9 protein-coding genes are annotated in these 11676 nt (G+C 64.4%); 2 read left to right on the forward strand and 7 right to left on the reverse strand.

Translation table 11 applies throughout. From position 1 onward, the window contains the following. Positions 1 to 54 precede the first annotated feature (54 nt). The 7 genes from ACZ9C1_RS19895 to rfbB are packed head-to-tail and all read right to left on the reverse strand — an operon-like array spanning position 55 to position 7112. Complete coding sequence (locus ACZ9C1_RS19895; protein ID WP_102683447.1) at positions 55 to 510, reverse strand: thioesterase domain-containing protein; 456 nt, start codon at positions 508 to 510, stop codon at positions 55 to 57. Next, positions 507 to 1907, reverse strand: coding sequence for a sigma-54-dependent transcriptional regulator (locus ACZ9C1_RS19900; RefSeq protein ID WP_102683446.1), 1401 nt, complete (start codon positions 1905 to 1907; stop codon positions 507 to 509). The genes ACZ9C1_RS19895 and ACZ9C1_RS19900 overlap by 4 nt, the downstream gene beginning before the upstream one ends. Continuing rightward, positions 1904 to 3718, reverse strand: coding sequence for a sensor histidine kinase (locus tag ACZ9C1_RS19905; RefSeq protein WP_102683445.1), 1815 nt, complete (start codon positions 3716 to 3718; stop codon positions 1904 to 1906). The genes ACZ9C1_RS19900 and ACZ9C1_RS19905 overlap by 4 nt, the downstream gene beginning before the upstream one ends. 40 nt (positions 3719 to 3758) lie before the next feature. Continuing rightward, entirely contained in the window at positions 3759 to 4619 is an 861-nt protein-coding gene (gene rfbD / locus ACZ9C1_RS19910; RefSeq protein ID WP_277505529.1) for a dTDP-4-dehydrorhamnose reductase, read from the reverse strand. Further along, the gene (rfbC, locus tag ACZ9C1_RS19915) at positions 4616 to 5161 is read right to left on the reverse strand and encodes a dTDP-4-dehydrorhamnose 3,5-epimerase (RefSeq protein WP_102683443.1); all 546 of its coding nucleotides are present in this window, start codon (positions 5159 to 5161) and stop codon (positions 4616 to 4618) included. The genes rfbD and rfbC overlap by 4 nt, the downstream gene beginning before the upstream one ends. Further along, positions 5158 to 6033, reverse strand: a complete 876-nt coding sequence (gene rfbA, locus ACZ9C1_RS19920; protein ID WP_102683442.1) for a glucose-1-phosphate thymidylyltransferase RfbA — start codon at positions 6031 to 6033, stop codon at positions 5158 to 5160. The genes rfbC and rfbA overlap by 4 nt, the downstream gene beginning before the upstream one ends. Beyond that, entirely contained in the window at positions 6030 to 7112 is a 1083-nt protein-coding gene (rfbB, locus tag ACZ9C1_RS19925; protein ID WP_277502481.1) for a dTDP-glucose 4,6-dehydratase, read from the reverse strand. The genes rfbA and rfbB overlap by 4 nt, the downstream gene beginning before the upstream one ends. 187 nt (positions 7113 to 7299) lie before the next feature. Between rfbB and ACZ9C1_RS19930 the strand changes: the two genes are divergently transcribed. Further along, the gene (locus tag ACZ9C1_RS19930) at positions 7300 to 10200 is read left to right on the forward strand and encodes an aminotransferase (protein ID WP_476254302.1); all 2901 of its coding nucleotides are present in this window, start codon (positions 7300 to 7302) and stop codon (positions 10198 to 10200) included. Between the two features lie 204 nt (positions 10201 to 10404). After that, positions 10405 to 11511 (forward strand): agmatine deiminase, encoded by a 1107-nt coding sequence (aguA, locus tag ACZ9C1_RS19935; protein WP_111532493.1) that lies wholly within the window; start codon positions 10405 to 10407, stop codon positions 11509 to 11511. Positions 11512 to 11676: the final 165 nt, after the last annotated feature.

The raw sequence follows: 11676 nt of genomic DNA on the forward strand, positions 1-11676 counted from the left end.
CCGGCTTGTCGTGGCGACGAACCGCGACGAAAGGGGGCGAAGCACCCCCAGCTTTCAGCGATGCAGCACGTACTGCCCGCTGAACGTCACCGCAGGCTCGTCACTACCCTCGTTGCTCACCACCGTCTCCAGCGTCAGTCGTGCCCGTCCACGACGTTGATACATCGTCAGAAACCGCTCCCAGGTCTTCTCGTCCGGCGCCGGGCAACGTGCCACGGCGGCCCCGGTGACTGGCAGCGGGTAGCTGATCTGCCCTTCCTGGATGACGATATGCCCGTCATCGATCCCCAGCTCGCGCAGACGCAGGTGCAGCCAGCCCCAGCCCACCAGCACCGCGCCGCAATACAGGCTGCCGCCGAACATGGTGCTCTTGTGGTTGACGTTGGGTGCCAACGGCAGCTTCAGGCGCAAGGTGTGTGCCTGCCAATCGATGACCTCCATGCCCATTTCGCGGGTCAGCGGGATGTCGCCGTGCAGTACGGACTGCAGGTACTGGCTGTCGTTGCTCATTGACGGTTGTCCTCCTGGTCGTCGTGCCCGCCAAAGCTCAGGCTGTGCTTGCGCAGCTTGTCGTGCAGGGTCTTGCGTGGGATGCCGAGGGCCTCGGCGAGGCTGCGCATGGAGCTGTGCGGCTGCATCAGCTCGGCGGCGATCAGCGAGCGCTCGAACTGCTCGACCTGCTCGCTGAGGTTACCGGCCGGCACCGGGACATGGATATCGTTGGCCGCCGCAGGCGCCTGGCCATCAAGGGCCAGCTCCAGGCCAAGGGCGAAGCGTTCGGCGGCATTCTGTAGCTCGCGTACATTGCCCGGCCAGTCGTGGCGCAGCAGCAGGGCACGCTGCGCCGGTTGCAGGTTGTGGGGCGGCAGGCCATGGCGTTCGCTGGCGGCGTCGGCGAAGTGCTGGAACAGCACCAGGATGTCGTCGCCGCGCTCACGCAGCGCGGGGATACGCAGCGGTGCGACGTTCAGGCGGTAGTACAGGTCTGCACGGAAACGCCCTTGGTCGGCGGCTTGGCGCAGGTCTTCCTTGGTGGCGGCGATGATACGGATATCCAGCGGGATCAGCTGGTTGCCGCCCAGGCGCTCGACCACCCGCTCCTGCAGCAGGCGCAGCAGCTTGACCTGAACATCCAGGCTCATGCTTTCGATTTCGTCGAGGAACAGCGTGCCGCCATTGGCGAATTCGAACTTGCCGATGCGGCGCTTCTGCGCACCGGTGAAAGCGCCCGGCTCATGGCCGAACAGTTCGCTCTCGACCACCGACTCGGCCAGGGCGCCGGCATTGATCGCCACGAACGGGCCGTCGCGTCGGCTCGACAGGTCGTGCAGGGCACGCGCCACCACCTCCTTGCCGGCGCCGGTCTCGCCAAGGATCAGCACGTCGGCGCGAGTGCCGGCCAGGGCGCCGATCTGCTCGCGCAGGCGCTGCATGCCGGGGGATTGCCCGACCAGGCGCGTGGCCAACTGCTGGCGATCGCTCAGGGCCAGGCGCAGGCTACGATTGTCCAGCACCAGGCGGCGCAGGGCCAGGGCGCGGCGCACGCTGTCGAGCAGGGCGTCGCTGGCGAAGGGTTTCTCCAGGAAGTCATATGCCCCGGCGCGCATGGCCTGCACTGCCAGTGGCACATCGCCGTGGCCGGTAATCAGCAGCACCGGCAGTTCGCTGTCACGGGCGTGCAGTTGCTCCAGCAGTTGCAGGCCATCGATGCCGGGCATGCGGATATCGCTGACCACCACGCCCGGCCAGTCCTCCTCCAGGCGTTCGGCCAAGCCCTGGGCGTCGGCCAAGGCCACCACCTTGAGCCCGGCCAGGTCCAGGGTCTGGCTCAGGGCTTGGCGCAGGTGCGGGTCATCATCGACCAGGATCACCTGGGCACGGCTGTCGATCGGTGTCTCGGTGCTCATGCCGAGGTATCCTCCGAAGATTGCAGGTTGGCGCCGGGCTTGGCCACGCGCAGTTTCAGGGTCAGCAGTGCGCCGCCTTCCGGGTGGTTGCCCAGCAGTAGCTCGCCGCCCAGCGCGTGCATCAGGCTTTCGCAGATGGCCAGCCCCAAGCCGAGGCCCTGGGTGCGGGTCTTGGTGGTGAAGAACGGCTCCTTGGCGTGCTCCAGCGCCTGGCGGCTGAAGCCTGGGCCATTGTCGCGGATGTACAGGTAGACGCAGCCGTCCTGGCGCTCGGCACTCAGCCACAGCCTGCGCGGGTTGGCTTTTTCGGTCAGGGCATCGAGGGCGTTGGCCAGCAGGTTGCCCAGCACTTGGCGCAGGCGGGTCTCGCCGGCCTGTACCCACAGCGTGGCCTCGGGCAGGTCGCGCACCAGTTCCACGGCCATGGCCCGGCGACGCTTGGCCAGCAGCGCCAGGGCATCATCCAGGGCCGGTTGCAGGGCAACGCTCTCCGGGGCGTGCTGGTCGCGGCGGGCGAAGGCGCGCAGGTGGGCGATGATCGAGGCCATGCGCCCGGTCAGTTCGCCAATCAGCTTGAGATTGCCGCGCACGTCCTCGGTGCGCTGATGGTCGAGGAGAATCTCGGCGTTCTCGGCATAGGAGCGAATCGCCGCCAGCGGCTGATTGAGTTCATGGCTGATGCTTGCCGACATGGTGCCCAGTACCGACAGTTTGCCGGCCTGGACCAGTTCATCCTGGGCGCGCACCAGCTCCTGCTGGGCGCTCTCGCGCTCCAGTACCGCGCTCTTGAGCCGGGTGTTGAGGCCTTCGAGGTCGGCGGTGCGCTCGATCACGCGCTTTTCCAGCTCTTGCCGGGCAAGGGCCTCGAAGTCGATGCGGTCGATGTAGTGGCGTCGGCGCTGCATGACCAGGCCAGCCAGGAGCATGGTCACCAGCAGCGCGCCACCGCCGATGGCCATGACCGTTTGCACCGAGCGGTCGACCAGCAGGCGCGGGGCGAGGATGTTCACTTGCCAGCCGGTTTCCTTGATGTCGCGGGTCTGGACCAGCCAGGCGTCGCGGTTGAGGCTCAACGGCTGCGGGGCCTGGGTCGGGTAGGGCTGGATGGCGACGATGGCCTGGCGCTCGGCCGCGGTCAATTCGCGGGTGGCGCGGAAACGCCAGTCCGGGCGAGAGGTGAGCACCACCACGCCGTTCTGGTCGGTCAGCAGCAGTTGTTCCGGCGTGCGGCCCCACAGGGTTTCGGTGTGGTCGAGGTCGACCTTGACCACCAGCACGCCGATTACCTTGTCGCGGTCGTGCACGGCGGCGGCGAAGAAGTAGCCGCGCTTGGCCGAAGTGGTGCCCTGGCCGAAGAACCGTCCCAGCCGCCCCTCCATCGCCTCGATGAAGTACGGGCGGAACGAGAAGTTGCGGCCGACGAAGCTGTCCTGCTTGTCCCAGTTGGACGCGGCCAGGGTGTTGCCGCTGACATCCATCAGGTACATCACCTCGGCACCGGTCTGCTGGGTGATGCCCTTGAGCAACCGGTTGGCGTTGGTTACCGCCTCGAGGCGCAGCGGGTCGGCCAGCACGCCGCGCAGCGCCGGCAGGTCGCCGAGGATCTGCGGCAGGGTTTCGTAGCGGTGCAGGGTGCCCAGCAGGTTGGCGACGTAGAGGTCTAGGGTCTGGCGGTTCTGTGAAGCCAGCTCATCCTGGTAGTAGCGCTCGGCCAGGTGGTGCAGCGGCCACAGCAGCGGGGCCAGGCACAGCGCCAGCAGGGCCAGGCTGCGCCAGCGGGGTCGGCGGGGAGGCGTGGGTCTTGGGATCATCGCGGTTTATTGCGCCAGAAAGTTCTGGCGCAATTATGCGCTACTTGAGGCAGTCGATGAGTGCATCGTGCCAGTGCGGCTGGACGACCTGCCATTCACGGGCAAGGCGCGAACAGTCCAGGCGCGAGTTGAGCGGTCGTCTGGCCGGTGTCGGGTACTCGCTGGAAGGGATCGGCAGCAGCTCGGCACAGGACAGTCCGCGCGCCTTGAGCTGTTCGCCGATGGCCTGGGCAAAGCCGAACCAGGAGGTCTCGCCCTGGGCGGTCAGGTGGTAGGTGCCCCAGGCACCGGCCTGACCGTTGCGCCAGCGCTCGATCAGCGCGCGGGTACTGGCGGCGAGGGTGCCCGCCCAGGTCGGGGCGCCGATCTGGTCGTTGACGACTTTCAGCTGTGGACGTTCCTGAAGCAGGCGCTGCATGGTCAGCAGGAAATTACGCCCATGCAGCGAATAGACCCAGCTGGTGCGCAGGATCAGGTGTTCTGCGCCTGCAGCGCGGATCGCCTGTTCTCCGGCCAGCTTGCTGCGACCGTAGATTCCCAGTGGATTGGGCGCGTCGTCCTCGTCGTATGGCGTGGCCTTGCTGCCGTCGAAGACATAGTCGGTGGAGTAGTGGATCAGTGGAACGCCGAGGCGTGCGGCTTCTTCGGCTAATATTCCCGGCGCCTCGGCATTGATGGCGAAGGACTGTTCCGGCTCGTTCTCGGCCTGATCCACCGCAGTGTGTGCCGCCGCATTGATGATCAGATCTGGAGCCTGTCGGCGCAGTGGTTCGCGCAGCTGTTCCGGTCGGGCCATGTCGAACTGGTCGCGGCCAACCAGGCACACCTCGCCCAATCCGGCCAGGGCGCCCTGCAACGCCTGGGCAACCTGGCCATTGTGGCCGCAGACAAGGATTTTCACGGGAACAGCTCCGCATCCTTGAACAATCTGCCGGCCTGGTCCTTGGCGGACAGGATCGGTGCTTCCTGCATGCCCCAGTCGATCGCCAGCTGCGGATCATCCCAGCGGATGCAGCGTTCGGCGCTCGGGGTGTAGTAATCGGTGGTCTTGTAGAGAAAGTCGGCCGACTCGCTCAGCACCAGGAAGCCATGGGCGAATCCTGGTGGTATCCAGAATTGCCGGTGGTCCACGGCGCTCAGCCGCGTCGCGACCCACTGTCCACAGGTAGGTGAACTCTGGCGCAGGTCCACGGCGACGTCGAGGACCTCGCCCTGCATGACCCGCACCAGTTTCCCCTGGGGATTGTCGATCTGGTAGTGCAGGCCGCGCAGTACGCCCTTTTGTGAGCGTGAGTGGTTGTCCTGCACGAAGTTCACATCAACGCCAGCCTTGTCGGCAAAGTCCCGTGCGTTGAAGCTTTCGAAGAAGAAACCACGGCTATCACCAAAAATCTTCGGTTCGATGATCAGAACATCCGGGATGGCCGTGGCGATGATATTCATGGGGTCTCTTCTATCAATTTACTGAGGTACTGTCCGTACCCCGTCTTCTTAAGTTCTTCGGCCTTCCTCTGTAATTCTTGACGGCTGATCCAGCCTTTCTGATAAGCGATCTCTTCCAGGCAAGCGATTTTCAGTCCCTGCAGGTGTTCGATGGTCCGCACATACTGGGACGCTTCCAGGAGACTGTCGTGGGTGCCGGTGTCGAGCCATGCAAGGCCGCGCCCCAAGCGCTCCACGCGCAGGTCGCCACGCTCCAGGTAGGCGTTGTTGATGTCGGTGATCTCCAGTTCGCCGCGTGGGGAGGGCTTGACCCCCTTGGCAATCTTCACCACATCGTTGTCATAGAAGTACAGGCCGGTAACCGCGTAGCTGGACCTTGGCTTGGCTGGCTTTTCTTCGATCGACAAGGCCCGGCCATTGCCGTCGAACTCGACCACGCCGAAGCGCTCGGGGTCCTTGACCCAGTAGCCGAACACCGTGGCGCCGGCCTGGTGCTTGACCGCGCGCTGGAGCTGTTCGCTGAAGCCTTGGCCATGGAAGATGTTGTCGCCCAGGATCAGGCATACCGAGTCGTTGCCGATGAACTCCTCGCCAATCAGGAAGGCCTGGGCCAGGCCGTCGGGCGACGGTTGCTCGGCATAGCTGAGGTTGATGCCGAACTGGCTGCCGTCACCGAACAGCTGGCGGTACTGCGGGAGGTCGGCGGGCGTGGAGATCAGGAGGATATCGCGGATACCCGCCAGCATCAGGACAGAGACCGGATAGTAGATCATCGGCTTGTCGTAGATGGGCAGCAGCTGCTTGGAGGTGGCCAGTGTGATCGGGTGCAGGCGAGTGCCGGAGCCGCCGGCGAGGATGATGCCCTTGGTCATGCGATCGAGTCCTTGTAATCGTTGTTACCCAGTCGTTCACGTTGATAGCTGCCATCCTGGACATGGCGGCACCATTCAAGGTTGTCCAGGTACCATTGGACAGTCTTGCGCAGGCCTGTCTCGAAGGTTTCCTCGGGAACCCAGCCCAGCTCGCGCTCGATCTTGCTGGCGTCGATGGCATAGCGCTGGTCGTGGCCCGGGCGATCCTTGACGAAGGTGATCAGGTCAGCGTAGTTGGCAATTCCTGCAGGGTGTTGCGGGGCCAGTTCCTCGAGCAGGGCACAGATGCCGCGCACCACATCGATGTTCTTCTGCTCATTGTGGCCACCGATATTGTAGGTTTCACCTACCTCCCCTTCGCTAACCACCTTGAACAGCGCGCGGGCGTGATCCTCGACGAACAGCCAGTCACGCACTTGCAGGCCATCGCCATAGACCGGCAGCGGTTTGCCTTCGAGGGCGTTGAGAATGACCAGTGGAATGAGCTTCTCGGGGAAGTGGAACGGCCCATAATTGTTGGAGCAGTTGGTCAGCAGCACCGGCAATCCATAGGTACGGTGCCAGGCGCGGACCAGGTGGTCGGAGGCCGCTTTGCTCGCCGAATAGGGCGAACTGGGGGCGTAGGGCGTGGTTTCGGTGAACAGGTCGTCGACCCCGTGAAGGTCACCGTAGACCTCGTCGGTGGAAATGTGATGGAAGCGGAAAGACTTGCGCTCCTCCTCGCCCAGTGTGTTCCAGTAACCCCGAGTGGCCTCCAGCAGACTGTAGGTACCGACGATGTTGGTCTGGATGAAGTCCGAAGGGCCGTCGATGGAGCGATCCACATGCGATTCCGCTGCCAGGTGCATGATGGCGTGTGGCTGGAACCGGGCGAGCACTGCACTGACGGAGGCCTGGTCGACGATATCGACCTGGGCGAACTCATAGCGCGAATTGCTGGCGATGCTCGACAGTGATTCCAGGTTGCCTGCATAGGTCAGCTTGTCGAGATTAAGGACTTCATGCTCGGTATTGCTGATGAGGTGGCGTACCAGGGCCGATCCGATGAAACCGGCTCCCCCGGTAATGAGAATACGCATGTCGGATTCCCTTTCCTTCCAATAATGACGGTGGCTAGCGGGCTCACAGCTTGTCGGCTGACAAGGCTATAGGCAAGTTGAATGCGCTGGGCTGCAAGGCCTGTGCGACGAAACGCCAATTGTACGCTGCCGGCTTGCCAATTTGCCTGCCTGATGGCGATATACGAAAAAAACGAGAGCTTCCGCCATGCCGCTTTCCATCCTGATCCAGCGTTCCAGTTTGCCCGTCCCCTCACTGAGCGAGGCGCAGGCCCATGCCTTGCTGCGGGCGCATTACGATCTGGCCGGTGGTTTGCAGCCTTTGGGTAGCCAGCAGGACCTGAACTTCCAGGTCAACGGCAGCGATGAGTGCTATGTGCTCAAGATCTGCCACGCCAACTACGCCCGGCAGGAGTTGGAAGCACAGCATGCCGCGCTGACTCATTTGCGTGACTGCGGCCTGCCGGTACCTGCGGTACGCCTGGCCAGCAACGGGCAGGACCTGTTGGCGCTGGATGTCGACGGCCAGACCTTGCGCGTGCGCCTGCTCGACTACATCGACGGGCGGCCGTTGACCCGCCTGAGCCACCTACCGGCGCGGGTGATGGTGGAACTCGGCGCGCTTTGCGCCCGCGTCGACAGGGGCCTGGCCAACTTCGACCATCCCGGCCTCGAGCGCACCTTGCAGTGGGATCCGCGCCATGCCCAGGCCCTGATCCAGCATCTGCTGCCGGTGTTGCGGGATGCACAGCGCCGGGCGCGGGTGGAGAGCGTGGCCAAGGCGGCAAGCGCACGATTGCAGCCGCTGGTCGAACAGTTGCCGATCCAGGCCGTGCATCTGGACATCACCGACGACAACGTGGTCTGGGCCCGGGATGCCGAGCGGCAGTGGCAGGTACAAGGTGTCATCGATTTTGGTGACCTGGTGCGTACCTGGCGTATCGCCGATCTGTCGGTGACCTGCGCGGCCTTGCTGCATCACGCCGAGGGCGACCCGCTGCGGATCCTGCCGGCGGTCAGCGCCTATCATGCCGTGAATCCCCTGCAGGATGCCGAGTTGCGCGCCCTCTGGCCGCTGGTGCTGAACCGTGCCGCCGTGCTGGTGCTCAGCAGCGAACAGCAACTGGCCATTGATCCGGACAACCAGTACACCCGCGACAACATCGCCCATGAATGGGAGATCTTCGATACCGCCTGCACCGTGCCCGTAGCTTTGATGGAGGCGGCAATTCTCCAGGCGGCCGGGCGAAAGCCGGCCAGCATCGACCTTGGTGATTGCGCCGTGTTGCTGCCGGCACTCAACGGCCAGTCGGTGATCCGGGTCGACCTGGGCGTGCTCAGCCCTCACTGCGAGGCAGGCAACTGGGAGCAGCCCGGCTTTGACCAGCGTCTGCTCGCTATCCAGCCAGGGCCGGCGTGTAGCCTGCATGGGCAGTACCGCCTGTCGCAAACCCACATCGACCGACCTGAAGAACCGGCCACCTGTGCCCTGGGCGTAGAGCTGTGCCTGTCGCCCGGCACCGCGTTGCAGGCGCCCGATGCTGGGGTATGGCAATGCATCGGCGATGGTCGTGGCTGCTTGCGCACCGCGCACTGGAACCTGTGGCTCGATGGTCTGGAAGAGGCGCCGACCGATGGCCAGGCGTTGCTCAAGGGGCAGGCTATCGGCGCGACCTGTGGTTTCCTCCGCGTGCAACTGTGCCTGGATACCGATACCCGTCCACCGTTCTTCGCCACGCCGTCGCGCGCTGCCGCCTGGCTGGCCTTGTGCCCGTCGCCACAAGCTTTGCTGGGCTTCGCCTGCGACGCCGAGCCGCTGGCCGACCCGCAGGCCCTGCTGGCCCGTCGCGATGCCAGCTTCGCGCGCTCGCAGAAGCACTACTACGCCCAGCCTCCGCACATCGAGCGCGGTTGGCGCAACTACCTGATCGACATGCAAGGCCGCTCGTACCTGGACATGCTCAACAACGTCGCGGTGCTCGGCCATGGCCATCCGCGCATGGCCGCTGAGTCGGCGCGCCAGTGGTCGCTGGTCAACACCAACTCGCGCTTTCACTACGCAGCCATCGCCGAATTCTCCGAACGCCTGCTGGAAGTGGCCCCGGAAGGCTTCGACCGGGTGTTCCTGGTCAACAGCGGCACCGAGGCCAATGACCTGGCGATCCGTCTGGCCTGGGCCTACAGCGGCGGGCGCGACCTGCTCAGCGTGCTGGAGGCCTACCACGGCTGGTCGGTGGCCACTGACGCGATCTCCACCTCCATCGCCGACAACCCCCAGGCCCTGGAGACCCGGCCGGACTGGGTGCATCCGGTGGAGGCGCCGAATACCTTCCGCGGGCGCTACCGGGGCGCCGACAGCGCCGCCGACTACCTGCGCGATGTCGATGCCAAGCTGGCCGACCTCGACGCCCGTGGTCGCCAGTTGGCCGGGATGATCTGCGAACCGGTGTACGGAAACGCCGGGGGCATCTCGCTGCCGCCGGGCTACCTGCGCGAGGCCTACGCCAAGGTGCGCCAGCGCGGCGGGGTGTGCATCGCCGACGAGGTGCAGGTCGGTTACGGGCGCCTGGGCGAGTACTTCTGGGGCTTCGAGGAGCAGGGTGTGGTGCCGGATATCATCACCATGGCCAAGGGCATGGGCAACGGCCAGCCGCTGGGCGCGGTGATCACCCGGCGCGAGATCGCCGAGGCGCTGGAGGCCGAGGGCTACTTCTTCTCCTCGGCCGGGGGCAGCCCGGTCAGTTGCCGCATCGGCATGGCGGTGCTGGACGTAATGCGTGACGAAGGATTGTGGGACAACGCCCGTGACGTGGGCCGTTACTTCAAGGCACGCCTGCAGGCATTGGTCGATAAATATCCGCTTGCCGGTGCCGCCCATGGTTCCGGGTTCTACCTGGGGCTGGAGCTGGTACGCGATCGCCAGACGCTGGAACCGGCGACCGAGGAGACCATGATTCTGTGCGATCGCCTGCGCGATCTGGGGATCTTCATGCAGCCGACCGGCGACTACCTGAACATCCTCAAGATCAAGCCGCCGATGTGCACCACGCGGGCCAGCGTGGACTACTTCGTCGACAGCGTGGAGCGGGTCCTCGGCGAAGGGCTCTGAATCACGGCATGCAGGCCTGGCAAGTCGATTGTTATCGGTTCGCCAGGCTTTTTTATGCCTAAATATTTTGTGATTAGCTATTTAAAGTCGATATTTATCGGTTGTAATATCGGCTGAACATTACGCTGCCTATACTGGCGAGCCTGCATCTTTTTCGATCACTGACCTGGCGCCACTGGCCCCGGGCCTTCGCAGAGGTTACCCATGAAGACCCTCAACTCGACCCCCCGCGCCGACGGTTTCCACATGCCCGCCGAGTGGGCCCCGCAGACCCAGGTATGGATGGTCTGGCCGGAGCGTCCGGACAACTGGCGCTTGGGCGGCAAGCCGGCGCAGGCCGCGCACGTGACCCTGGCCAAGGCCATTGCCCGCTTCGAGCCGGTCACCGTGGCGGTGTCCGCCGGCCAGTACGAGAACGCCCGTCGCCAGCTCGACCTGCCCAACATCCGCGTGGTCGAGATCAGCAATGACGACGCCTGGGTGCGTGACACCGGCCCGACCTTCGTCATCAACGACCACGGCGAGGTACGCGGCGTGGACTGGGGCTTCAACGCCTGGGGCGGCTTCGACGGCGGCTTGTACGCGCCCTGGAACCGCGACGAGGAGCTGGCCGCCAAGGTCATGGAGATGGAGCGCGTGCAGCGCTACCACACCGAAGGCTTCGTGCTCGAAGGCGGTTCGATCCACGTCGATGGCGAAGGCACCCTGATCACCACCGAAGAATGCCTGCTCAACCGCAACCGCAACCCGCACCTGGACCGCGAACAGATCGAGGAGATCCTGCGCGAGCACCTGGCGGTCGAGACCATCGTCTGGTTGCCGGACGGCTTGTACAACGACGAGACCGATGGCCACGTCGACAACTTCTGCTGTTACGTCAGCCCAGGCGAAGTGTTACTGGCCTGGACCGATGATTCCAATGACCCCAACTACGCGCGCTGCCACGCCGCCTACGAGGTGCTGAAAAACACCCGCGACGCCAAAGGGCGCGAGTTCGTGGTGCACAAGATGCCGATTCCGGGGCCGCTTTACGCCACCCAGGCCGAATGCGATGGCGTCGATCATGTGGTGGGCAGCCAAGAGCGTGACCCTTCGGTACGCCTGGCCGGGTCCTATGTGAACTTCCTGATCGTCAATGGTGGCATCATCGCGCCGAGCTTCGACGACCCTGCTGATGCGCAAGCCAGAGCTATCCTGGCCAAGGTCTTCCCGGATCACGAAGTGGTGATGATCCCGGGGCGTGAGCTGCTGTTAGGCGGTGGCAACATCCACTGCCTGACCCAGCAGCAACCGGCACCGGTAAAACGTTGATCGGCCAATGAGTGAAAAACCCGTCGAAAGGCGGGTTTTTAATGCTCGCGATAGTCGGTCGGGCGGCATGGCACAGCAATTGTATTGATTTTTCCTCGTACTTCAGACGAATGGGCCTACGCCATTCTGTAATGCATCTGAAGTAACTTAGCCGCTCACTCGGCC

The sequence above is a fragment of the Pseudomonas sp. TE21435 genome (genome assembly GCF_056279265.1).